Origin of the sequence: Mycobacterium sp. E2479 (genome assembly GCF_001667925.1) — a bacterium.
In the GTDB taxonomy this organism is placed as follows: domain Bacteria; phylum Actinomycetota; class Actinomycetes; order Mycobacteriales; family Mycobacteriaceae; genus Mycobacterium.
The window spans coordinates 50971-75005 of the sequence record NZ_LZJR01000121.1; the positions used below are offsets into that span (position 1 = coordinate 50971).

The following is a 24035-nucleotide window of genomic DNA, read 5'->3' on the forward strand; positions in this document are numbered from 1 at the left end:
TCGTTTGCTGCTCTTGGACCTCAAACACTACCCCTGGGGGCCGACAAGCCGCCGCAGCACAAGAAGTAGTGTTCAGCGTGTCGCCCGAACCGGCACTGCCTACATGCCTAAGTGCGTGCGAAGCACCTCCGTGACGGCCTCCGGCGGCCCACTCACGTCGACCTGCGCGGCGCCCTGGCGCCCGAAAAGATACAGTACGAGTTCGCCCTGCCCACCGCTGAGTCGCGCCGTGGGTTTACCCGTCCGAACCGTCACCCGCTCCTTGGTTTCGGCCCACTCGATCTCGAGCCCGCACACGCGCAGCCGCCGACTCAGGAAGCGGCCGCCGCGGCAAACGTTGTGCCACAGGCCAGCGTCCATCGCGGGAAACAGGTTGCGGGGACCTCGCCCGTTGGCGTGGCGGACGTCCTCGGGATGGAAGAACTCGTTGAGATTCGCGCTGCGGCGCACCCATCCGATCCGGAAGAAGCCGACGGGCGGGCCGGACCGGATCCGCGCGACCAGCCACGCGAAATCCCGCCGGCATGCCAATCCAGCGCGACGCCGCTCGGCGAATCGCTGGAACGGGCCCGGCATAACGATGCACGCGCGCTCAACCCCCGCGTCGCATAAGGGGTAGGCAAGGCCGGCCAAAACATGTACCATTTGGTACATGTTTACCGAAGACAGCATCGAGATCGACGCGCCACCGCAGCTGGTATGGGACGTCTTCAGCGCTGTCGAGCGCTGGCCGGAGTGGACCGCGTCGGTGACTTCCCTGGTGGGGCAGGACGGTCCCGCCCTCGCCGTGGGCCGGCGGTTCGCGATCAAGCAGCCCGGCATGCAGAAGCTGGTCTGGCAGGTCACCGGGGTCGACCCGGGCACGTCCTGGACCTGGGTCCAGCGCACCCCCGGCGCGAAGGTCATCGCGCGCCACTTCGTGACCGCCCGGCCCGACGGCGGCACGCTGGTGCGCCAGGAACTCGACCAGCGCGGCGTACTTGGCGCGCTGGTCGGGCGGTTGATGGTCAAGAAGACCAAGCGCTTCCTCGAGATGGAGGCCCGGGGCCTCAAGGCGCGGTCTGAGCAACTCAGCCGCGCCGATGGCGCGCACTCCTGACGCCCAGCGGCGCCGGCAACTGCTCGACGCGCTGATCGAAGAGTTCGCCGCCGGCGGCATCGGCGACCGTTCCCTACGCGAGGTGGCCGGCGCGGTGGGCACCAGCCATCGAATGCTGTTGCACCACTTCGGGTCCCGCGAGGATCTGCTGGTGGCGATCGTCGAGGAGGTCGAGCGCCGCCAGATGGCTGTCGTCCCCGATCTGCCGATGAACCCGGCCGACGGCTTCGCCGCGATGTGGGCCGACGTTCGACTTCCCGACCTACGCCAGCTGGAGCGGCTCTTCTTCGAGTGCTACGCGCGCGCTGCCCAGGGCGAAAAGCCTTTCGCGCGAATGGTTCCCGGTGCCGTCGACGGCTGGCTGCGGGAAGTCGAGAAAATCGCCGACGCCCCAGTGGACCCCGCGATGGTGAGGTTGGGGCTTGCCGTCACCCGGGGCTTGCTCCTCGACCTGGTGGCCACCGACGATGAGGCCGGCGTGGACGCTGCCGCGCGGGCATTCATCGGGCTCTTGGCAGCAGCGAGATGAGCGTGTCGACGAGTTCCTCGGCGTTGGTGTGCCACTTGTCCAGATCCATGTGGCCGCTTAAGTCCAAACCCGTGATGCCGTGGGCGCTGGTCAAAATGAGGGCCCCGTAGCGTCGCGCGTGCTGCGCACCCGTGATGCGACCAACTATCTCGAGAAACAGATCCTGCGCGCGTTCGGCCACCCGGATCGCTTCAGTCGGATCACCGGCGGGTGGGGTGAACATCAGGCGGTAGAGGTGCGGGCGGGTGCGCCCGATCGCGATCAGCGACAGCAGGCCGGTGCGCAACGACTCTTCGGGCGGTTCGCTGCTATTGGCCAATATTTCGAGCGCGTCGGCCAATTCGCTCAAAGCGTTGGTGGCCAGGACTGCCAGCAGCGCATCCTTGTCGGCGAAGTGGCGATACGCCGCCGAGCGCGACACCCCACTGCGAGCACCCACCTCACGCAGCGTGACCGCCTCGACCCCGCCGAGGTCGAGCAGGACCCCGGCCGCCTCGATCAGCGACCTGCGGGTCGCCGCGGCGCTCTCGGCCCGTGTCGTCACTCGGCGAGCATAAGCCGATGCGTGGCCGCCGACTTGCAGTTGACAACGTCAACTCAACTGTTATTTTGAGATGACAGCGTCAACTCAAACCCCCCACCCGGACGGAGCCCGCCATGAATTCCTCGCATACCGACCGTCACGAACTGATCGTCGTGACCGGCGCTTCGACCGGCATCGGCGCGGCCACGGCTAAAGAGCTGGCCCGCAAAGGTTTTCATGTGCTGGCAGGCGTACGCCGCGAGGCCGACGCCGAAACGTTGCGCGGCTTGGGCATCGAAGGGATCGAGCCGCGCATCCTCGACATCACCGTCGAATCAAACGTGGCTGCCATCGCCGCGCGAATCGCCGATGACCCGCGCCCCCTTCGCGCGCTGGTCAACAACGCCGGGATCGCGATCAATGCGCCGGTTGAAACGCTGCCGATCGACCAGTGGCGCCGGCAGTTCGAGGTGAATCTGTTCGGCCACATTGCGATCACCCAGGCGCTCTTGCCGGCCCTGCTGCGCAGCTCGGGCACGGTCGTGAACATCAGTTCCGTCGGCGGCAAGGTGGTCTTGCCGACCTACGGCGCCTATGCCGGTTCGAAGTTCGCCCTCGAGGCCGTCAGCGACGCCCTGCGTCGTGAGGTCACAGACCTGGGCGTCAAGGTGGTCGTCGTCGAACCCGGCGCGGTCAAGACCGAGATCGCCGAGCGTGGAATCGCCACGGCGGAGGAACTGATGGCCGACATGACCGCCGGCCAACTCGCCCGCTACGGCGATGTCACGACGGCCGTCACGGCACAGGCGCGGTCGTTCAAGGATATTGGCGTTCCGGCCGAACACGCCGCGAAGGTGATCGCCAAGGCCGCGACCGCGTCTCGCCCCCGGACTCGCTACACCGTCGGACGCGACGCTGCGATCCTCGTGCGACTCAGCCGCGTCATCTCCGACCGGGTCCTGGACCGCATCGTGCGCCGCAATCTTCGGTCTTTTACCAAAGGCCCGGCTCTAAACGGCCGCCGCGCGGCGGTCGGCGTGTGAACCTTTGCCAACCCCGAAGAACTGGTACTCGTCGAGCTTGACCGAGCGAGTCGCCCGCCAGTACTCCCAGGTGTAGCCGCCCCAGAGCACCGTGTTCTTGCCGTGCTCGTCCAGATACCAGCTGCTGCAACCGCCGCTGTTCCACACCGACGGGCCCAGCCTGCGTTGCAACTCGTCGTTGAACTTGTCCTGGGCGGCGCGGGTTGGAGCCAGCGCCTGCGCGCCCAGCTTGTCGCAAGTCGCGATAGCGTCTGCGACGTAACGGATCTGGGATTCGATCATGAACACCACCGAGTTGTGTCCCAGCCCGGTGTTGGGTCCCAGCAGGAAGAACAGGTTGGGCACGTCGGCGACGGTGATGCCGCGGTGCGCGCCGATGCCCTCGCGGTTCCAGCGGTCCACCAGGTCCTCGCCGTGCAGTCCCTTGATCTGGACGTAGGTGTAGGAGTCGGTGACGTGGAAGCCGGTGGCGTACACGATCACGTCGGCCTGGCGGTGGGTGCCGTCGGCCGTGACGATGCCGTCGGCGGTGATCCTCGAAATGTGGTCGGTGACCAGTTCGGTCTTGGGGTCGGCGACCGCGCCGTAATAGGTGGAGGAGTTCAGGATTCGCTTGCAGCCGATGCGGTAGTTCGGGATCAGCTTGCGCCGCAGCTCCTTGTCCTTGACCGAGCGGCGAATGTTGTATTTGCAGTAGGACTCGATGAACTTGAGCAGGTTCGGCCGTTTGGTCATGCCGATGGCCAGCGCTTCCTGGCTCCAGTAGATCGCGAGCCGGACCATCGCGCGCAGGCCGGGCACGTTCTCCATGGCCCGGCGCACGGCCGATGGGATCTCGGGGTTCGAGCGCGGGACCACCCACGGCGGAGTGCGTTGGTAGAGCTGAAGTTCGGCGACCTGTCCGACGATCTCCGGCACGATCTGGATCGCACTCGCGCCGGTTCCGATCACCGCCACCCGCTTTCCGGTCAGGTCGACACTGTGGTCCCACTCCGCGGAATGGAAAGCGGCGCCGCGAAATTCGTCTCGTCCCTGGATGTCGGGCATGGACGGGATGTGGAGCGCGCCGGCACCCGAGATCAGGAATTGCGCGACGTACTCGCGCCCGTCCGCGGTGAACACGTGCCAGCGGTTCTCGTCATCATCCCAGTGGGCACGGTCAACCAGCGAGTTGAATTCGACGTAGCGGCGCAGGCCGTACTTCTCGGTGACACCTTTGAGGTAGTCCCAAATCTCGGGCTGGAAAGAGAACGGGTTTTTCCAGTCGGGCTTCGGTTCGAACGAGAACGAGTACAGATGCGACGGGATGTCGCAGGCGCACCCGGGGTAACTGTTGTCTCGCCACGTGCCGCCGATGTCGTCGGCCTTTTCCAGGATGACGAAACCGACGCCCTGCTTCTGCAGCGCGATGGCCATCCCCAGGCCGGAGAATCCGGTCCCGATGATGACGGCGCGCGTGTGCACCGGCCTTTGGGCGGTAGCCCCCGGGATTGTCTCGGTTTGTGTCACGACGTCGGTCACGGTCGATCGGTCCTTCTATCCAGGCCTACGGGTCGGCGTTAGCCAGCGTATTCGCCTGCGCCCCGGCTGACGCAGATACCCAGTACCCAGGGTATCGGTTGGGACGAGTGTTATCGATGGCCGCGACGGTTGTCAACGGCGCTGCTCGCTCAGCTCACAGCCGGGTTGCCGGCCACCATGTCGTGAATCGGCAGGTCAGGATTCATCGTGATACCCAGGGCCTCGGCGGTGCCGACGATCACTCCCATCATGATCGTCGTCAAATGCGCGACGAACTGCTCGCGCGACATCAGCCGCGGGCTGTCCGGCTCGGGACCCAGCCACCACTCGGTGGCCGACGCGGCACAGCCGAACGCCGCGTGCCCGGCGAGTTCGACCGCCGCGTGGTCGAGCTCCATCTCGCTGAGCTCGCTGTCGAACATGTCGGCCACGGCCAGGGTGATTCCACGTCCCTCGTTGAGGACCTGGGGGGTGGCCGCCGACCGGCCCTGGATGAACACGCGCAGCACGTTGGGATGCTTGTCGACCAGGATCACGTACTCCTCGACGCTGCGCCGAATCACCTCGCGGGCCGAGTCGGTCCTCAGGTCGATGGACGGAAAGATCGCTGCCCACAGCATGTCGCGCAGCCGCTCCCCGATCGCCTCGAACAGGTCCGATTTGTCGTGAAAATGGCGGTAGATCTTCGGTTTGGCGGTGCCGGCCTCCTCGGCGATTTCTCGCACCGACAGCTCGGGCCCGAGGCGGTCGATCGCGCGGAAGGCCGCGTCGACGATTTCGTTGCGCACTTTCTTGCGGTGCTCGCGCCAGCGTTCGCTGCGCGCGTCGACCTTGGCCCCGGGCTTGGCGCTGGGGTGGGGTCTAGAAGGTCGAGGCATTCTCACCACGTCAAGCACTTTACCTCGTCGCCGCTTCTGACCTGGGCAGACTGGCGCAGAGCTCTGCGGCCATCTCAGTACGCTGCCCGCAGCACCTCGCTGGGAGACCGGCCGAATTGTCTGCGGTAATCGGCGGCGAACCGGCCCAGGTTGCCGAACCCCCAGCGGTAGGCAATGGCCGCGACGGTCACTCCCTCCTCGACGGAGGCCTGCCGCAGATCGGTATGCGCGCGGGCGAGACGAACAGATCTCAGATACGCCATCGGAGTCGTATCGAGGTGTTTGCGGAAAGCTTCCTGCAGGGCGCGAGTGCTCACCCGCGCCGCGACCGCGACGTCACCTATGCGGACATCCTCGGCGGCGGTCGCCTCGAGATAGGCGATCGCGCGGCGGAGGGCCGCCGGTCGGACGTTGCCGCCGGGACACATGCCGGCGGAGTGAGCGATCTCGGGATAGGCCTCGACGACGCTGGCCACCAACGTCCGAATCAACTGGCCGCGCAGTAGCGCCCCGGACGTCAGGAGTCCGCTAGGCCCGGCATTACGAAGCAGGAAGTGCATCATCTTCGCAACAGCCATCGTTCCCGTCTTCGACGGACGCCGGCTCAAGGGTATTCGGATCGGTCCCGGCTCATCCATCGCAACGAGTTCGGCAACCGCCGTCTCGAATTCCGTCCGAGGAAGCATCACGTTGAACAGGTTGCAGTTTTCTTCCCAGCGCAGCTGGTACACAGTGTGCGCATCCAGGATCACGTGCTCGCCGGGCGGCACGAGCCGTTCGGCGCGCCCGGCACGGGCCACGAAGCGCCCGCTAATCTGTTGTGACACAAGGACGAACTCGTCGAACGGCAGCGGATCAACCCAAGCAGTACCGGATCCGAAGGACGTGGAATTGACGCCGAACCCCGTGGCGCCCCCCTCCGCATGCCGCGCCCGGAACCTTGACAGGCTGCCGCCGACGGTCAACCGGTGGGGACAGTAGGCGGACGTGAGTTGAGTGCGCGCCTCGTCTGGATCGGAGGTATCCGTCCGGATGCGGAGACTCTCGATCATGATTGCTCCCGTTGGTGGCGCTACCGCGGGCCGCGCCCGCCCCGTTATTCGGATTCGGCAATTCTATTAGGACGCCGGGACCGCATCGCTCCGCTCGGGCGGCGCACGCAGTGATCTTCGTTACTTCATCCGTTCTGGGGCAACATCCGTCATGGCGCCAAGAGATCTGGGCGATCCTAACCTCGCAGGATTCGCCCGCGCTGACCCACGAACGTGTTCAGGCGACCGTCGGTGCTCCGACGGCCGGCAACACGTTGTGGTTGAGGCGGAACATGTTGGTCGGGTCGTACATTTCTTTGACGGCCGCCAGGCGCTCGTAGCGCTCACGACCGTAGATCGCGAGCCCGTCACCCGCTTCGTCTGGAGCAAGGTTGTTCACCAGCCGCCGGTCGCCCCGCCACGGCGCCATGCCGTCGAGCAGCGCTGCGACCGACTCTTTGAGCCGTTGCTCCTCCGCCAGCGGGCCAACTTCAACGCCCAACAAGACATATGGCAGGCCCCTGGTCGCCACCGAGTTGGGTACCGCCGGCTCCCGGTCCCATGCGCCCCCCAGGGCACGCAATTCAGCTATCCACATCGTTGTGTCGGAATCCGGACCGACGAGTGCGACCAGTTCATCCTGTGCCTCGGCGGGGAACTCCCGCAACATGATGCTGCGTTCGTAGTAGGGCAATGGCTTGGTTGGCTCGCTGTGGATGGATGCGACGTCGCTGTACGGCATCTCCGCGACCGTGTCCATGATCGCCGGAGCTATCGCCCGCAGCGGCGCCACCATTCGTTCGCCGTCCTCGGCCGTGCCGGTGTAGGCGATCCGCAAAGCCACAGTGAAGACGCCACGTAACTGGTCGGGCACCCCAGGCATCGACGGCAGCCGCAACGCGGCGAAAGACGTGCCCATGGTTTCCGGCGTGTGGGGGTGCCACGCGGCCCAGGCGTGTAGCACGTCGGCCATCCGCTCCCCCGGGAAATAAAGGCTGCCGCCGTAGAGGCGGGACACCGGGAACAAATCGAATTCCAGTGACGTGACCACCCCGAAGTTACCTTTGCCGCCGCGCAGCGCCCAGAACAGCTCGGGGTCGGATTCCGCGTCAACATGGCGCAATTCGCCGTCTGCGGTCACCACGTCAAGCGAACGCACGTGGTCCGCAGCGTAACCGTGGGAGCGGCCCAGGGTCGGGCTCAGACCGCCTCCGAGGGTGTACCCGCAGACCCCCACCGTCGGGTTGGACCCATTCAACGGTGCCAGCCCGACCCTGGTGGCCTTCTGGACAACCTCCGCCCAGATGGCTCCGGCGCCGACTTTCGCGGTGCGGCCCACCCTGTCGATGACGACACCATTCATCTTGTGGGTCGTGATCAAAACGGCACCCTGTGCCGTGCCGACGACCTGATGGCCGGTAGTTTTCACCAAAACCGGCCGGCGCTGTCCCGCCGCGAAACGAACGGCCGCCCGAACGTCAATCACGCTGTGCGCCACCACAATCACAGCGGGCAGGAGCTCGTGATTGAGGTTGAAAACCGCGCGTTCGTCGTCATATCCCGCATCACCCGGCAGCAGAACCGACCCGGCCACCGCCGTTGCCAGGGCTGCGGTGGCGTCGGGCCGAACTGGTGGTAAGGACGCGTCATCGACGCTCATGGCGGACAACCTCTTTCGTATCGGGATACATTTGCGGGCAGGCAACTGGGGTTCCGGATCTGACGCTCGGCGTGGTAACTGTCTGCACACCGTTCACGGCCCGACGGTTGCGCCGACTAAGGTGGCTTGCCGTCTGGTACTCCTGCGCACGGGCCTGGTGCGAATCACTCTGGGCCACCAGAAGAACGGCCCGAGCAGGCGCGCGAGCGCGGGCGTGATGAACGAACGAACGATAAGCGTGTCCAGCAGCAGACCCAGGCCGATGATGGAACCCATCTGGCCGATGTTGACCAGGTCGCTGGAAACCATCGCCGTCATCGTGACTGCGAAAACCAGTCCGGCGGTGGTGACCACCTTGCCGGAATTGGCCACCGCTCTGATCAGACCGGTGTTGAGGCCTGCTTTGCTTTCCTCCAGGTAGCGGACGATGAGCAGGAGGTTGTAATCCGAACCAACCGCGACCAGGATGATGAAGGTCAAGGGCAGGTTCAACCAGCTCAGTGGGATACCGAGGAAGTGCTGCCACACGAGGACTGACAGTCCGAATGCGCCGGAATAGGAGAATGCCACTGTTCCAACGATGACCAGGGCCGCGATCACGCTTCTGGTGATGAGCAGCATCACCAAGAAGATCAATGCGAAAGCTGCTGTGGCCGCGATGATCAGGTCCATTCTCGCCGCTTCCTGGATATCCCAATACGTCGCCGCGGCGCCTCCGAGATACACCCGGGCTCCGGCCAGCGCGGTGCCCTTCAAGGCTTCCTTTGCTGCCGGAAGGTAGGTCTGATCGTGTTTGATCCCTTCGGGGGTCAGGGCTTCCCCGTCGTGGTAGACCATGTATCGCGCGGCCTTGCCGTCTGGGGAGACAAAGAATCTCAAGTCGATCTGGAAATAAGGATTGCTGAATGCGTCCGGTGGCAGATAGAAGAATTCATCGTTCTTGGAACTGTCGAAGGCATACCCGAGGTCCATCATCTGCCGGCTCAGCTCATCAAGCTGAGCCAACTGCGGCACTATCGTGTTGTGCTCGGTCAGGATGATCTTGTGTAGCTCCTCGAGAGACTCCACGTTGTGGCCGAGGAGGTCGACGAGTTGGGGCGTGACGGCATCCTGGATCATTGCCGCCTTGAGATTTTTGTCCATCTGGTCCGCTAACTGGTCGATCTTGTCGGTCGCGTCGAACAGCGATTGCATCGAATTACAGATTGGGATGTCGAAACAGTGCTTCTCCCAATAGAAATAGCTCCGGATCGGCCGCCAGAAGTCGTCGAAGTCGGCGATGTTATCCCGCAGTGATTCTGTGACGTCCTTCATGCCTCGGGCGGCGTCGGCGGCGATATGAGCCGCTCCGGCCTGTTGTGACGTCAGCTCCTGTTGCTGACGCATCAGGCTCGTCATGCGGTCGGTGACGGCGGCCATGTCGGTAAGCCGGGTGTTGAGGTCAGTGAGGAACGGTAGGAGTTGCTTGATCTTGGTTCCCATCGTCCCCATGGCGTAGGTGAACGACGAATGCTCGAGTGGGGACCCCAACGGCCTTGTGGTGCTCTGGACCATCCCCACGCCGGGCGTGTGAAAAACACTGCGCGCCACGCGGTCCAGGGCAATCATGTCCGTGCTGTTCCGCATGTCGTGATCGGATTCCACCAGCAGCATATCGCCGTTGAGCCTGCTGACGGGAAAGTGCCTGTCGCTCGCCGCGTACCCTTGCTTGGATTGGATGTTATCGGCGATGTAAAGCCGGTCGTCATAATTTGGACGGTAGGTGGGCAGAGTGACCGACCCCACCAGCACTACCGCGCAACTCGCCAGCAGGACGCGGCCGGGCCAGCGCACGACCAGCGTTCCGACTTTGCGCCAAATCCCTTCCCCGGCCCGTTTTTTCGGCTCAAATGCACCGAAGCGACTACCCAGAGCGAGTAGAGCCGGACCAAATGTCAAGGCAGCCGTGACTGCGGTGAGCATGGCCACGGCGCAGGGAATGCCACAGGTATTGAAATAGTTGAGCCTGGTGAATTTAAGGCAGAATGTTGCGCCGGCCACCGCGAGACCAGATCCCAAGATGACGTGGGAGACGCCGCTCACAGCGGAATAGTAAGCGGTTTCGCGGTCTTCGCCGGCATGCCGTGCTTCGTGGTAGCGGCCGATCAAGAAGATCGCGTAATCGGTGCCCGCACCCAGGATCAGGGAGACAAGAATGTTCGAGGCGAACTCCGATATCTGGGTCCACCTGTGGAACGCGAGAAAGGCGACAATGCCACGCCCGCAGATCAATTCCATCATCACCATCGACAGGATGAGCAGCGCGGTCGTGATCGAACGATAGACGATCAGCAGCATCACGGTGATCAGGATGATGGTCACGAACATGATCGTGGCGAGGCTCTTGTTGCCGACCTCGAGCATGTCCGCCGACAGCGGCGCCGCACCCGAGACGTAGACTTTCAGTCCTGGTGGGGCGCTGATCTGCGAGACCAAATCTCGCACCGCATGGATCGACTCATCCGACAGCGACGATCCTTGGTTACCAGCAACCCGCACCAGCGTGTAAGAGGCTTTTCCGTCATTGCTCTGCACTCCTGCAGCGGTCGTTCCTTCTCCCCATAGGTTCATCACGTATTGAACGTGTCTGTCACGCTGCAGTTTCGCGACCAGCTTGTTGTAAAACGAGTGGTCGGATTCGTCGAGTTTGTGCGCGCCCTCCAGCACAACCATCAGCAGGCTGTTGCTATCGGATTCTTTGAACACCTCTCCGATGTGGATGAGCGCATGTGACGAGGGTGCGTCCACCGGAACCAGGGGCCCTCGGTTCGCCTCGGTGATCGGCTCGAGCTGCGGGACTATCGTGTTGACCAGCACCACGAGCGCGACCCAGGCCAGTACCACGAGCAAACAAAACTTGCGGATGGCCTGCGCGACAAACGGTTTAGGCGTGTCGATGGTCGCGTTGTCATGAATCATGCGGACAGCACCTGGCACCAGACTCCGGCATGCTCGCCGGTCGCGACGTGTTCAGAGCGCACCAGCCCGTCAACGGTGATCCTGCAGCCGACGTTTCCGCCAGCCACCTGCGCGATGATATCGGCGGTGGCCGTGGTCAAAATCGTTACTTCCGTGTGCGTCCATGGCAAGGCCGTGAAGTCGACCACCACGGGTTGAGAGTTCACGTCCCAATAGCTGGCTCTGCCCCATCCCGCCAAATCGCCGAACACCTCGTATTCGATGCGTTTCGGATTGAACTGCGTTATCGAGAACTTGTTGCCCGGGCTTCGTGTTCTGTCGTGCGAGCCGAAGCTCCCGTGAACGGAGTCGATGATGAGTCCCGCCATAGCGGCAACGGCGATCACAAGCGTTGGCAGCCAAAGCCGGCTGACCAGTCGACCTGCAGAAACGACCATGGTTGATGTGACCTTCCGAAGGGGGTTGGACAACATGCAAAGCACGAACCCAGCCCGGGCTCCACCAACGACGCGGATTCCATCTGCTGGCAACAGTTTCGACGTGCTTGGTGCTCACGCAGTGGCGTGAGCCGATCATTCGACCAAATGGGGGGCGAAGCGCCGCAGTTGTACCCCCATCCCGCCAACGCCCATCGGGACACGCGCGGAGGTCGTCGATGTCGCCGAGCCGGGCTTTTTGCTCCTTGCTGAGTAATGTTGAGGCTCAGTGAGCTTCACGAAATTAGATCCTTCTCGAAGTTGGACGGTCAGCTATGCGCCAAACGAGTCTCGCTCGTACTGGCCGCTCTGTGAACTAAAGCTATGGAGATGGGCGCCCCGCGTCTACCCGCATAACGCGGCCGATGGCCGGAATACGCGGTGGGGATGCCGGCCGTGACCTCTGGTCTTGAGGGCCCGCCACTCGCCGTCGTATGGTGCTCGGCATCGGCGACGAATCATCGAACCGCTGATAGTCCGAAAGTCAATGTCTGAACGAAATCGGTTGGGCCTCAGGGCCTGATGGGAGACCAGGCCTTGCCAAAATTCGAGTCATACGACTTCATCGTCGTAGGAGCAGGTACCGCCGGGTGCGTCTTGGCGCGCCGGCTGAGCGATGACAGCAACGTCCGCATCTTGCTTCTCGAGGCGGGGAGCGCTACCCTTCCGCCGGCCAGCGCGCAGCCGCCGCAATGGCCGACGTTGATCGGAAGTTCGTCCGACAGCGGGACTCTCACCACGGTGCAGGCGGCAACCGGCAGGGCGGTGCATCTACCGCTGGGGCGTGGTGTCGGCGGGTCCTCGGCAATCAACGGCATGATGTTCGGCCGCGGCCACCGCGATAGTTACGCCGATTGGCCCCCCGGCTGGCAATTCGACGATCTCCTGCCTCACTTCAAAGCGAGCGAGAATGCGCGCGACGGTGATCCCGCGTTGCGCGGGAAGGAAGGGCCCCTGCACGTGGCTCCGGTGGAGTCACCGAACGAGGTACTTGCGGCTGGGCTGCGCGCAGCATCGCAACGTGGCCATCCGGTTGCCCAAGACCTGAGCAGCGGATGTGAGCTAGGTTTTGCAGCGCCGGATGTGACCATTTCCAGTGGTCGCCGGCAGAGCGCGGCCGACGCTTACCTGTGGCCTGTGTTTCCTCGCGAGAATTTGACCCTGGTCACCGATGCCGTCGTGCATCGGCTACATATCGCCGACGGTCGCTGTACCGCAGTTAGGTACCGCGCCGCCGGTCAAGGTCCGACGATAGCCATGGCGGACGAAGTTTTGCTGTGCGCCGGTGCGATCGGCTCGCCGCGGCTGTTGATGGTTTCGGGGGTCGGTCCACAGGGCCATCTCCGCGACCTCGGCATCGACGTTGTACTTGACCTGCCGGGTGTGGGATCGAACTTGCAAGACCATCCGTTCACCGGGGTCATAGTTCAAGCACCACAGCCTATTCCGACGCCGCGGAACAACCACGGCGAAATAATGGGCGTAATCCGCTCCCGACGTGCCGGCTTGGCGCCTGACTTACAGATTCTATTGGTGGACAGTGGCGCCCTGGCCGGAGTCGACCTACCGAATGTCTACGTGATAGGCGTATCTGCCATGCAGCCGTTCAGTCGCGGCAGCGTGCGTTTGGCGGAGGCGGCCGCTGAAGCGGCACCCGTCGTCGACCCGAACTACCTCGGGGATGCGCGTGACTTGGAGACGTTGGTGGACGGTCTGTTCATAGCCCGAGAGATCGGCACCGCGCCCGCATTGAGTGCCTGGCGTGGCGTGGAACTTGCGCCGGGGCCCCACGCCTGCAGCAGGAAAGCGTTGCGGGACTTCGTCAAACAGACGGTAGGCCCCTACTTCCACCCGGTCGGGACCTGTGCCATGGGGCGCACTCAGCAATCAGTGGTCGATCACGAGCTTCGCGTCCACGGCCTCACTGGACTCCGGGTCGTGGATGCGTCCGTCATGCCCTCGCTGCCGGCAATGAACCCGATGGCAACCGTCTACGGTATTGCCGAACGAGCAGCGGCTCTCATCAAGGGGCCAGGCGTGACAAGCCTGACTGCGTGATGAGCCACCGAGCTCAGAGCATGCAGGACACGCAGCCCTCGACCTCTGTTCCCTCCAAAGCCATCTGACGCAGCCGGATGTAGTACAGCGTCTTGATTCCCTTGCGCCAGGCGTAAATCTGCGCCTTATTCACGTCGCGGGTGGTGGCGGTGTCCTTGAAGAACAGGGTCAACGACAGCCCCTGGTCCACGTGCTGGGTGGCCGCGGCGTAGGTGTCGATGATCTTCTCGTAGCCGATCTCGTAGGCGTCCTGGTAATACTCCAGGTTGTCATTGGTCAGATACGGCGCCGGGTAGTAGACGCGACCGATCTTGCCTTCCTTGCGGATTTCGATCTTGCTCGCCACCGGGTGGATCGAGCTGGTCGAGTTGTTGATGTAGCTGATCGAGCCGGTCGGCGGGACCGCCTGCAGGTTCTGGTTATAGATGCCGTGCTGTTGCACCGACTCCTTCAACCGCTGCCAATCCTCTTGTGTCGGAATGCGAATACCCGCCTCAGCGAAGAGCTCCCGGACCCGCGGGGTGGCCGGCTCCCACACCTGCTCGGTGTACTTGTCAAAGAATTCACCGGAGGCGTACTTCGACTTCTCGAAGCCACCGAACTTGGTCCCCCGCTCGATCGCGATGCGGTTCGAGGCGCGCAGCGCGTGGTAGAGCACGGTGTAGAAGTAGATGTTGGTGAAGTCGACGCCTTCTTCGGAGCCGTAGAGGATGCGCTCGCGGGCCAGGTAGCCGTGCAGGTTCATCTGCCCGAGCCCGATCGCGTGGGACTCGTTGTTGCCCTGCTCGATCGAGGGCACCGACCAGATGTGCGTCTGATCGCTCACCGCCGTCAGCGCGCGGATCGCCACCTCGATGGTCTGCGCGAAGTCGGGAGAGTCCATCGTCTTGGCGATGTTCAGCGACCCCAGGTTGCACGAAATGTCCTTGCCCACCTTGGCGTACGACAAGTCGTCGTTGAACACCGACGGCGTGGACACCTGCAAGATCTCCGAGCACAGGTTCGAGTGGGTGATCTTGCCGTCGATCGGGTTGGCCCGGTTCACCGTGTCCTCGAACATGATGTAGGGGTAGCCGGACTCGAACTGCAGCTCGGCCAGCGTCTGGAAGAACTCGCGCGCCTTGATCTTCGTCTTGCGAATGCGGGCGTCGTCGACCATTTCGTAGTACTTCTCGGTGACCGAGATGTCAGCGAACGGCAGCCCGTAGACCCGCTCGACGTCGTAGGGCGAGAACAGGTACATGTCCTCGTTCTTCTTGGCCAGTTCAAAGGTGATGTCGGGAATCACCACGCCCAGGCTCAGCGTCTTGATGCGGATCTTCTCGTCGGCGTTTTCGCGCTTGGTGTCCAGGAACCGGTAGATGTCGGGGTGATGCGCGTGCAGATACACCGCACCCGCGCCCTGCCGGGCCCCGAGCTGGTTGGCGTAGGAGAACGAGTCCTCGAGCAGCTTCATGATCGGGATGACGCCCGAGGACTGGTTCTCGATGTTCTTGATCGGGGCGCCGTGCTCGCGAATGTTGCTGAGCAGCAACGCGACTCCCCCGCCGCGCTTGGACAGCTGCAGTGCGGAGTTGATGGATCGCCCGATCGATTCCATGTTGTCTTCGATGCGCAGCAAGAAGCAGCTCACCGGCTCGCCGCGCTGCTTTTTGCCCGAGTTCAGGAACGTCGGGGTGGCCGGCTGGAATCGCCCGTCAATGATCTCGTCGACGAGCTTCTCGGCCAGGACGGTGTCACCGGCGGCCAGCGTCAGCGCGACCATGACCACGCGGTCCTCGAAGCGCTCCAGGTAACGCTTCCCGTCGAACGTCTTCAGCGTGTAGGAGGTGTAGTACTTGAACGCACCCAGAAATGTCGGGAATCGGAACTTCTTGGCGTAGGCGCGGTCCAGTAGCGTCTTGACGAAGTTGCGGCTGTACTGGTCGAGAACCTCGCGCTCGTAATAGTTCTCCTTGATCAGGTAGTCGAGCTTCTCGTCCTGATTGTGGAAGAACACCGTGTTCTGGTTGACGTGCTGCAGGAAGTACTGGTGCGCGGCCTCGCGGTCCTTATCGAACTGAATCTTGCCGTCCGCATCGTAGAGATTCAGCATCGCGTTGAGCGCGTGATAATCCGTTTCCCCCGGTAACGCGTGGGCTCCGGTGGTTACAGGCTCTGCAGCGACGGTTGGTGACACGTCTGTTCCTTCCAAAAATCGGCTAAGCCCGCGCGGACGGCATCCACGTCGTCCTGGGTTCCCATCAGTTCGAAGCGGTAGAGGTATGGAACGCCGCACTTGCGCGAGATCACGTTGCCCGCGTAGGCGAATTCGGCGCCAAAGTTGTTGTTGCCCGCGGCGATGACGCCGCGGATCAACGACCGGTTGTGCTCGTTGTTCAAAAAGGCGATGACCTGCTTGGGGACGTAACCGCCGGCGTTGAGGTCGGGAGTGGCATGCCCGCCGCCGTAGGTGGGCAGGATAAGGACGTAGGGCTGGTCTACCTCGATCCGGCCACGCACTGGTATCCGCGTGGCGGGAATCCCCAGCTTCTCCACGAAGCGGTGGGTGTTCTCCGACACGGAGGAGAAATAGACCAGTGGCGATCGCAAGCGCGGCGCAGCCGGGCGTAGCGGGTCGCCACTGATCCGATCCAGTGGCGATCGCAAGCGCGGCGCAGCCGGGCGAAGCGGGTCGCCACTGATCCAATCCGGGTTGCGCGACTGCACCGCAACCTCCTTACCTAACGTCTTGCCTTAAGCGCTCAGTTCCGCCGCGGCCAGCGCCTTGATGCGGTCGGGGCGGAAACCCGACCAGTGGTCGTTGCCTGCCACCACCACGGGAGCCTGCAGGTATCCCAGGGCCATCACGTAGTCACGCGCCTCGGCGTCCAACGAGATGTCGACCTTCTCGAAGGCGATGCCCTGCTTGTCCAGCGCCTTATAGGTTGCGCTGCACTGCACACATGCCGGCTTGGTGTACACGGTGACGTTCATAGAATGCCGCTCCTTTGCGGAAGAGGGGACCCAACGGACTGGCAACTACTTTTGGACTGCGTCTTTGCTACGTTCAGCGATCCGTCAGCCCCCTTGATTCCCGTCGTGCGGCGGTCAAGGTCGAATGACCTGTCGACGCCCATTTCGGGGGGTCCACCGAGTCTGGCTTGCTTGGTGATCCTGGGATCTGCCGGTGCTCGAAACACTACACCTAGTGGGTGACAAGATGTCGAGATACAAGATGTTCTGAATAACAATTTTGAAATTCCCTGGTCGCGAGCTCGGTCGCGAGCAGATCTGGACCGCCGTTCGGCGTGTCGCAGATCACAAATCGCGGCGGGGCGGGCCATGCGTTCCGGTATATCAGCGACCACCGACATCGCCGCCGGCCGCGCTGGGACCGCCCGCAGCCAGCAAAGCCGCCAGCCGGAGCTGGCGGCTTCTGCTATTCGGTTGTGCCAACCTCGCTGCTCGCGGGCGAGTGGGTTGTCGACTTCTGCCAATCAGCCGACCTCTGCGGCCAGCTTGCCCACCACGTCACGCACGTTCGCCGAGACTTCGGCGTGGTCGGCCGGTGCCTTGCCCTCCAGCGTCTTGAACGGCACCGACAGTTTGATCGCCTCCGCCACCCGTGCGCCGGCGATGCCGAAGGATTTGCGGGTGTCGTCGTGCGCCCACACTCCGCCGTACTGGCCGAAGGATCCGCCAATGACCGCCAGCGGCTTGCCCTTCAGCGCGCTGTCGCCGAACGGGCGGGACAACCAGTCGATCGCGTTCTTGATGACGGCCGGGTAGCTGCCGTTGTACTCCGGGGTCACCACCAAGGCGGCGTCGGCGTCGGCCGCGGCGGCGCGCAGCGCGGCCACCGGGCCCAGGGGCGGAGCTCCGGCGTTCATCGCGGGGTCGATCTCTTCGTTATAGAACGGCAGTTGACCAAGCCCTTCGAAGATCGTGACGGTCACGTCGTCGGCGGCGACCGCCACCGCCAACTCGGCGATCTGGCGGTTGATCGACGCCGCCCGCAGGCTTCCCACTAACGCCAAGATTTTGATTGCCACTCTTGAAGTTTCCCTTCGGTCTTGGTGTACATCCTCGCACGCACTAACCGGACTATAGTCCGCTTTGTTCCCTCGGCGTTAAGGTGCAGGAGTGAGCGAGCAGTCGGGCGAGGTGTACGCGTGCGCCCCGCGGGTTGTGCACCAGGAACGGGGTGACGCGGCGCGCAATCGCGCCCTGCTCCTCCAGGCTGCCCGAAGCCTGGTCGCCGAGCGCGGCGCCGATGCCGTCACCACCGACGACATCGCCGCGGCCGCCGGAGTCGGCAAAGGCACGCTGTTCCGTCGCTTCGGCAGCCGGGCCGGCCTGATGATGGTGCTGCTGGACGAGGACGAACAAGCTGTTCAGCAGGCGTTCCTGTTCGGCCCGCCGCCCCTGGGCCCCGGTGCTCCGCCGACCGATCGGCTGGTCGCGTTCGGCCGGGAACGGATCCGGTTCGCCCACGACCATTGCGAACTGCTGTCGGCGGCCAACCGCGACCCACACAACCGGCACAACGCACCGGCGATGGTGCAGCGCACGCACGTGCGGGTGCTGCTCAAGGCCGCCGAATCCACCGGTGATCTCGACGCCCAGACCGACGCGTTGCTCGCGCTGCTGGACGTGGACTACGTCGAGCACCAACTGGCCGAGGGCGGTCACACCCTGGCGACATTGGGCGACGCGTGGGAAAGCCTGGCGCGCAAGCTTTGCGGGCGATGAACGCCGCGCCCGCCGTGGCACCGGCTTGGGTCTTGCATGTGGACCTCGACCAGTTCTTAGCGTCGGTCGAGCTGCGCCGGCACCCCGAATTGGCCGGGCTGCCGGTCATTGTCGGCGGCAGCGGCGACCCGAACGAACCCCGCAAGGTCGTCACCTGCGCCTCCTATGAGGCCCGGGAGTTCGGCGTGCGGGCGGGCATGCCGCTGCGTGCCGCCGCCCGTCGCTGCCCCGAGGCGACCTTCCTCCCCTCGGACCCGGCAGCCTACGACGCGGCGTCCGATCAGGTGATGGGTGTGCTGCGCGACCTGGGGCATCCAGTCGAAGTCTGGGGCTGGGACGAGGCCTACGTCGCGGTGACCGCACAGGATCCGAGCGAGGTCGCACAGCAGATCCGCAGCGTCATCTCCTCGGAGACCGGGCTGTCCTGCTCGGTCGGCATCAGCGACAACAAGCAGCGCGCGAAGGTCGCCACCGGCTTCGCGAAACCGGGCGGCATTTTTGTGCTCACCGATGCCAACTGGATGCCCCTGATGGCCGATCGTCCGGTCGACGCGCTATGGAGCGTCGGACCCAAAACGGCGAAAAAACTTGCAGAACTTAACATTACGACGGTGTGGCAACTGGCCCACTGCGATCCGGAGTTACTGACGGCCACGTTCGGACCGCGCACCGGGCTGTGGCTGCTGTTGTTGGCCAAGGGCGGCGGCGACAGCCAGGTCAGCGCCGAACCGTGGGTGCCGCGCTCGCGCAGCCATGTCGTCACCTTTCCGCGCGATCTCACCGATCGATCCGAGATAGACGGGGCCGTAACGGATTTAGCGGAGCGGGCCCTGGCGGATGTGTCGGCGACGGGCCGAATCGTGATCCGGGTGGCGGTCACCGTGCGAACGGCAACCTTCTACACGCGCACCAAGATCCGCAAGCTCGATGCGCCCAGCACCGATCGCGACGTCATCGTGGCCGCGGCCCTTCGCGTTCTCGACCTATTCGAGCTCGACCGACCCGTCCGGCTGTTGGGAGTGCGTCTCGAGCTGGTAATGCCGGACTAGCGCGGGCGGGCTAGGGCTGACAGTCCGCCTCCTCCTCAGCCCGCTGCACGGCCTGCATCGTCGGCCGGCCGGGCCGCAACGCGCGGGTGAAAATCACGTTCACGAGTCGCATCGCCACGCTATAAGGCCACCACGCAAGCCTTTTGAACGCATACAAGGCGCGGATGTCGACCGACGTGTAGATCAGGTATCGGTTCTTGGCCACCCCGGCCAGGATCTTGTCGGCGGCCCTTTCCGGCGACACGGCATGGCCGGCGAACCGCTTCACCCACCGGGCGACGTTGGGGTCTTCCCGGTCCACCCCCGCGATCTCCACGGTGTTCACCAGCGGGGTGTTCACCGCACCCGGCACCACAACCGAGACCCCGATGCGGTGGCGGGCCAGGTCGAAGCGCAGCACCTCCGACAGGCCACGCAATCCGTACTTGCTGGCGCTGTAGGCGGCGTGCCAAGGCAGTGCCACCAGCCCGGCGGCAGAGGACACGTTGACCAGGTGCCCGCCGCGTTTGGCCGCCACCATGGGCGGGACGAAGGTCTCGATGACGTGGATCGGCCCCATCAGGTTGATGGCGACCATCTTGCTCCACTGCTCATGGGTCAGCCGGTCGACGGTGCCCCACGCGGATACGCCGGCGATGTTGAGAACGACGTCCATGCTCGGATGTGCGGCGTGGACATCGGCGGCGAACGCGGCCACCTGGTCATAGTCGGCGATGTCGAGCGCCCGATGCTCGGGAACCTGGGCGCCCAGTGCCCGCGCGTCCGCCACGGTCTGTTCGAGGCCATCGCTGTCGCGGTCAGTCAGATAGAGCTCGGCACCTTGCGCTGCCAGCCGCAACGCGGTGGCGCGGCCGATGCCGCTCGCCGCGCCGGTGACAAGGCACCGCTTTCCCGCGAAAGACCGCCCGGATCCCCTCTGCGCCATTGCCGTGACGATACCGGCGGTAACACCCGCCCTAGGACCGACCGCCCCACAATGCGTGCAGCCACAACTGCTCGAGGAGGCGCACCCGTCGGTCACGGTCGCTGTCGCGCCCGGTCAGGATCGGGTCGCCGGTGAGCATCAGCGCGGTGGTGCCGGCCAGGGTGCGGATCAGCGTCGGAAGGTCGTCGCTGATCGGACTGGCCGTCCCCGCCTTCATCTCAGCCTCGACGATCCCGACTATCTGGCCCAGCACCACCTCGAACTGCTGATCCAGCATGTTGCGGATCTCTACATCGGTGTTGCGGGCCTCGTTGCACGCGGTCACCACGGGGTCGTTGTGTGCGTAGACGGCCGCGGCGCTGCCAACCATCCGCTTGGCGAACTGCTCGGGTGATTCGCCGGCCTGTCGGGGCGCGAAGTATTCGGTGAGCTCCTCGAGTTCTTCTGCGGCCTCGGCCATCAACTGTGCCAGCACCGCGTACTTGGAATCGAAGTAGAAGTAGAAGCCGGACCTCGCCACCCCGGCCCGCAGGCTGATGGTGCTGACCGACAATTCGGCAAATGGCTTCTCCTGCAGCAGTTCGCGCACCGCCTGCAAGATCGCCTGGCGTTGCTTGTCGCCACGCCGTCGTGCGCCCGGCTCTGGAGTGGCGGGGTGGCTGGTCACTCCCTGACCTTGCACCACGCCACGAAAAAAGCAAACTTGACAGCCGTCAAGTTTTTCGGCGAAGGTTATGAAATCAGTGACGGCCGTCACCCAGAGGGCACGCAAAGGAGCGTTCATGACCGCCACCATCAGCACCCCGCACTACCTGCTGGATCAGGCGCGGCGCCGGTTCACGCCATCCATCAACAACTTTCCCGGCATGGGGATCGTCGAGCGCAGGCTGCTGAACACCGAGTTCCCGGAGCGCAAACTCGCCGACCCCCCACCGGGCAGCGGGCTCAAGGCCGTCCTCGGCGACGCGGGCCTGCCGGTCATCGGGCACATCATCGAGATGCTGCGCGGCGGCCCCGACTACCTGCTGCACATGTACCAGACCAAGGGTCCGGTGGTCTTCGGGGACTCGCCCGTCCTGCCCGGCGTCGCCGCCCTGGGCCCGGACGCCGCCCAGGTCATCTACTCCAATCGCAACAAGGACTACTCCCAGCAGGGATGGGTGCCGGTAATCGGGCCGTTCTTCAACCGCGGTCTGATGCTGCTGGACTTCGAAGAGCACATGTTCCACCGCCGGATCATGCAGGAGGCCTTCGTCCGGTCCCGCCTGGTCAGCTATGTCGAGCGAATGGACCAGGTGGTCTCCCAGACCATCGCCAATGACTGGGTGGCCAATGACGCACGGTTCCTGCTCTACCCGGCCATGAAGGAGCTGACGCTCGACATCGCGTCGATGGTGTTCATGGGCCACGAGCCGGGAACCGACCGCGATCTCGTGACCAAGGTCAACAAGGCTTTTGCGGTCACCACGCGCGCCGGCAACGCGATCATCCGCACTCCCGTGCCGCCGTTCACCTGGTGGCGCGGGCTCAAGGCGCGTGAGCTGCTGGAGAACTACTTCCGCGAGCGGGTCAAGGAGCAGCGCGCGAACCCGGGCACCGACCTGTTGTCGGTGTTGTGCCAGACCGAAGACGAGGACGGCAACAAATTCTCCGACGACGACATCGTCAACCACATGATCTTTTTGATGATGGCCGCGCACGACACATCGACGTCGACGGTGACAACGATGGCCTACCACCTGGCTTCCCACCCGGAATGGCAACAGCGCTGCCGCGAGGAATCGGATCGCCTGGGCGACGGGCCACTCGACATCGATTCGCTGGAGAAGCTGGAGACGCTGGATCTGGTGATGAACGAATCAATCCGGATCGTGACGCCGGTGCAGTGGGCAATGCGTCAAACGGTGCGCGACACGGAGCTGCTGGGCTACTTCATCCCGAAGGGCACCAACGTCATCGCCTACCCGGGCATGAATCACCGGCTGCCCGAACTGTGGACCGACCCGCTGAAATTCGACCCCGAGCGGTTCACCGAGCCGCGCAACGAGCACAAGCGGCACCGTTACGCGTTCACGCCCTTCGGCGGCGGCGCGCACAAGTGCATCGGGATGACGTTCGGGCAGTTGGAGATCAAGACGATCCTGCACCGCCTGCTGCGCAGGTACCGGCTCGAGCCACCCCGACCGGGCTACACATGCGAGTGGGATTACGGCGGCATGCCCGTGCCGAAAGACGGCATGCCGATTGTGTTGCGTCCCCTGTAGCACGTCCGCGACCGCCGAGCGGCGCCTCGCGGCAGGGCCGAGTTTCATGTGCGCTATCACCGGCGCTAGCGCACATGAAACTCACCCATCGATCTGGGCAGCAATTCCCTCGGCAGCGAATAGCCCGTCGCCGCAGGCGCTCCCGGTCCGGAATTCGTGGGCCTGATGGCCGATTCGGGTCCTCTTACCCGGCCGGCCCGGTAGCAAGCTCGAACCGTAGATACGCCTGAATCGTCGTACCGGTCCTGGTGGTGTGGGTTCGCACCAGGTCCGAGATGGCGTTGACCAGATACAGGCCGCGGCTCGCGGGGCCGGACGGACCGGGGTCCAGGCGCCCCACCATCGGGTCGTCGAGTCGTCCGGTGTCACGCGCCTCGCAGACCAGATGCCCGTTGTCTTGCCAAAAAGCCAGCCGGCAGGCGCCCCCGGTATACATCAGGCTGTTGGTGGCCAACTCGGTGGCGACCAGCTGTAGATCCTCGATGCTCTCCTGGGACAACCCCATCCAGCCCGCATAGTCGACGGCGAAGGAACGCGCGGGCCGAAGGTCAGCCGACTTACGGACCATGTACGTGACCGCGCCGGGACCGGCGGCCAGCGGCCGGTTGCAGCGGTCCAGAACGTCGGCGGGAGCGTAGTCGCGGCTGCGTTGCAGCACACCGCCTTCCCACAGCAGCGGATGTGTCGCCCGCGCGTCGGACAGGACACCGCCGGGGAGCCGACCCGCGTCGTAGAGGCACAGGCTGGTCGCCGGGTAGCCGTCCATGGCCTCGTTGACGAGTGCTTCATGTTCCGTGCAGGCGACGAACTCCTCTTCAGTGCGGCCGGGCCACGCAAGTTGGCTGACGATCCGGACTCGCCGGTCCGGGTGCTCGTCGATGAAGGCGCCCTGCATTGCCATGAACCGGCTCGGGTTGCGGGCCAACTCGGTGATATCAACCATGCGCACGTCGGCCGGTGGGTCGCCACCGGCGTACAACCCGTCGCGCAGCAGCGCCAGCGTCTCGGCGGGTACGGCGAGCAGCACCGCCTCGTGCTGTGCCAGACCCTCGCCGACGAAGCGGCTTGCCAAATTTAGGAATTCCCGCTGAGAGTGATAAATCGATGCGGAGTGGACGAAACCGTATTGTCTGGTTTCGTTATCCGCCCTCACTTCAGCGCTCTCGCTTTCGATCACCTGCGCCAACCCCCTGCTGGGTCGGCTGACGCCTCCCCCTATTCCCAGTACCCAAGACGGCCCTTCGCTATACCGCGGAGCAGGTCACATTCAGGCGCGCCTCACTGACG

21 protein-coding genes and 2 pseudogenes are annotated in these 24035 nt (G+C 64.2%); 8 read left to right on the plus strand and 15 right to left on the minus strand.

From position 1 onward, the window contains the following. Window positions 1-99: 99 nt before the first annotated feature. Window positions 100-585: pseudogene (locus tag A5686_RS17950) on the minus strand (TIGR03085 family protein); the annotation flags it as partial. Window positions 586-652: 67 nt separating this feature from the next. On the opposite strand from A5686_RS17950, the gene A5686_RS17955 reads away from it, so the two are divergent. Together A5686_RS17955 and A5686_RS17960 are read left to right on the plus strand one after the other, a co-directional pair. Continuing rightward, window positions 653-1099, plus strand: a complete 447-nt coding sequence (locus A5686_RS17955; protein ID WP_067937060.1) for an SRPBCC family protein — start codon at window positions 653-655, stop codon at window positions 1097-1099. Continuing rightward, window positions 1083-1628 carry a TetR/AcrR family transcriptional regulator gene (locus A5686_RS17960; protein WP_067937062.1) on the plus strand — a complete coding sequence of 182 codons (546 nt, stop codon included), beginning with the start codon at window positions 1083-1085 and terminating at the stop codon, window positions 1626-1628. The genes A5686_RS17955 and A5686_RS17960 overlap by 17 nt, the downstream gene beginning before the upstream one ends. Here the strand turns inward: A5686_RS17960 and A5686_RS17965 are convergent. Continuing rightward, a complete protein-coding gene (locus A5686_RS17965; RefSeq protein WP_067937065.1) occupies window positions 1600-2172 on the minus strand; it encodes a TetR/AcrR family transcriptional regulator in 573 nt (190 codons plus the stop codon). The two genes, A5686_RS17960 and A5686_RS17965, sit on opposite strands and share 29 nt — an antisense overlap. Window positions 2173-2285: 113 nt before the next feature. Between A5686_RS17965 and A5686_RS17970 the strand changes: the two genes are divergently transcribed. Continuing rightward, the gene (locus A5686_RS17970) at window positions 2286-3194 is read left to right on the plus strand and encodes an SDR family oxidoreductase (protein WP_067937068.1); all 909 of its coding nucleotides are present in this window, start codon (window positions 2286-2288) and stop codon (window positions 3192-3194) included. Here the strand turns inward: A5686_RS17970 and A5686_RS17975 are convergent. From A5686_RS17975 to A5686_RS18000, 6 genes are all read right to left on the minus strand, one after another. Further along, window positions 3162-4715 carry an NAD(P)/FAD-dependent oxidoreductase gene (locus tag A5686_RS17975; protein WP_067937071.1) on the minus strand — a complete coding sequence of 518 codons (1554 nt, stop codon included), beginning with the start codon at window positions 4713-4715 and terminating at the stop codon, window positions 3162-3164. The genes A5686_RS17970 and A5686_RS17975 overlap by 33 nt on opposite strands. 149 nt (window positions 4716-4864) lie before the next feature. Further along, window positions 4865-5593, minus strand: a complete 729-nt coding sequence (locus tag A5686_RS17980) for a TetR/AcrR family transcriptional regulator (RefSeq protein WP_067937074.1) — start codon at window positions 5591-5593, stop codon at window positions 4865-4867. Between the two features lie 74 nt (window positions 5594-5667). Beyond that, entirely contained in the window at window positions 5668-6645 is a 978-nt protein-coding gene (locus tag A5686_RS17985; protein WP_067937076.1) for an AraC family transcriptional regulator, read from the minus strand. 217 nt (window positions 6646-6862) lie between these two features. Further along, a complete protein-coding gene (locus A5686_RS17990; RefSeq protein ID WP_067937078.1) occupies window positions 6863-8284 on the minus strand; it encodes an FAD-binding oxidoreductase in 1422 nt (473 codons plus the stop codon). A 93-nt stretch (window positions 8285-8377) separates the two neighbouring features. Then, entirely contained in the window at window positions 8378-11242 is a 2865-nt protein-coding gene (locus A5686_RS17995) for an RND family transporter (protein WP_067937080.1), read from the minus strand. Beyond that, complete coding sequence (locus A5686_RS18000) at window positions 11239-11679, minus strand: MmpS family transport accessory protein (protein WP_067937082.1); 441 nt, start codon at window positions 11677-11679, stop codon at window positions 11239-11241. Before A5686_RS18000 ends, A5686_RS17995 begins: the two co-directional genes overlap by 4 nt. Before the next feature lie 561 nt (window positions 11680-12240). Between A5686_RS18000 and A5686_RS18005 the strand changes: the two genes are divergently transcribed. Further along, the gene (locus tag A5686_RS18005; RefSeq protein ID WP_067937085.1) at window positions 12241-13776 is read left to right on the plus strand and encodes a GMC family oxidoreductase; all 1536 of its coding nucleotides are present in this window, start codon (window positions 12241-12243) and stop codon (window positions 13774-13776) included. A gap of 13 nt (window positions 13777-13789) precedes the next feature. Here A5686_RS18005 and nrdE read toward each other — a convergent pair whose 3' ends face one another. Next, window positions 13790-15955 carry a class 1b ribonucleoside-diphosphate reductase subunit alpha gene (gene nrdE, locus A5686_RS18010; RefSeq protein ID WP_082947689.1) on the minus strand — a complete coding sequence of 722 codons (2166 nt, stop codon included), beginning with the start codon at window positions 15953-15955 and terminating at the stop codon, window positions 13790-13792. Further along, on the minus strand, window positions 15925-16368 hold the full coding sequence (gene nrdI, locus A5686_RS18015; RefSeq protein WP_067937145.1) for a class Ib ribonucleoside-diphosphate reductase assembly flavoprotein NrdI: 444 nt from the start codon (window positions 16366-16368) through the stop codon (window positions 15925-15927). Before nrdI ends, nrdE begins: the two co-directional genes overlap by 31 nt. On the opposite strand from nrdI, the pseudogene A5686_RS28020 reads away from it, so the two are divergent. Continuing rightward, window positions 16356-16457: pseudogene (locus A5686_RS28020) on the plus strand (hypothetical protein); the annotation flags it as partial. The gene nrdI and the pseudogene A5686_RS28020 sit on opposite strands and share 13 nt — an antisense overlap. Before the next feature lie 55 nt (window positions 16458-16512). On the opposite strand, the gene A5686_RS18020 reads toward A5686_RS28020, so the two are convergent. Further along, a complete protein-coding gene (locus tag A5686_RS18020; RefSeq protein WP_067937090.1) occupies window positions 16513-16752 on the minus strand; it encodes a redoxin NrdH in 240 nt (79 codons plus the stop codon). Window positions 16753-17255: 503 nt separating this feature from the next. Further along, a complete protein-coding gene (locus A5686_RS18025) occupies window positions 17256-17810 on the minus strand; it encodes an NAD(P)H-dependent oxidoreductase (RefSeq protein WP_067937092.1) in 555 nt (184 codons plus the stop codon). A 91-nt stretch (window positions 17811-17901) separates the two neighbouring features. On the opposite strand from A5686_RS18025, the gene A5686_RS18030 reads away from it, so the two are divergent. Together A5686_RS18030 and A5686_RS18035 are read left to right on the plus strand one after the other, a co-directional pair. After that, window positions 17902-18510, plus strand: a complete 609-nt coding sequence (locus A5686_RS18030) for a TetR/AcrR family transcriptional regulator (protein ID WP_067937096.1) — start codon at window positions 17902-17904, stop codon at window positions 18508-18510. Then, a complete protein-coding gene (locus tag A5686_RS18035; protein ID WP_197520619.1) occupies window positions 18507-19559 on the plus strand; it encodes a DNA polymerase IV in 1053 nt (350 codons plus the stop codon). Before A5686_RS18030 ends, A5686_RS18035 begins: the two co-directional genes overlap by 4 nt. Before the next feature lie 10 nt (window positions 19560-19569). Here the strand turns inward: A5686_RS18035 and A5686_RS18040 are convergent, their stop codons facing one another. Together A5686_RS18040 and A5686_RS18045 are read right to left on the minus strand one after the other, a co-directional pair. Then, window positions 19570-20484 (minus strand): SDR family oxidoreductase, encoded by a 915-nt coding sequence (locus A5686_RS18040; RefSeq protein ID WP_067937101.1) that lies wholly within the window; start codon window positions 20482-20484, stop codon window positions 19570-19572. A gap of 31 nt (window positions 20485-20515) precedes the next feature. After that, complete coding sequence (locus A5686_RS18045; protein ID WP_067937150.1) at window positions 20516-21151, minus strand: TetR/AcrR family transcriptional regulator; 636 nt, start codon at window positions 21149-21151, stop codon at window positions 20516-20518. 115 nt (window positions 21152-21266) lie between these two features. On the opposite strand from A5686_RS18045, the gene A5686_RS18050 reads away from it, so the two are divergent. Beyond that, window positions 21267-22748, plus strand: a complete 1482-nt coding sequence (locus tag A5686_RS18050) for a cytochrome P450 (RefSeq protein ID WP_067937104.1) — start codon at window positions 21267-21269, stop codon at window positions 22746-22748. Between the two features lie 184 nt (window positions 22749-22932). Here A5686_RS18050 and A5686_RS18055 read toward each other — a convergent pair whose 3' ends face one another. After that, complete coding sequence (locus A5686_RS18055) at window positions 22933-23925, minus strand: sensor histidine kinase (protein WP_067937153.1); 993 nt, start codon at window positions 23923-23925, stop codon at window positions 22933-22935. Window positions 23926-24035: the final 110 nt, after the last annotated feature.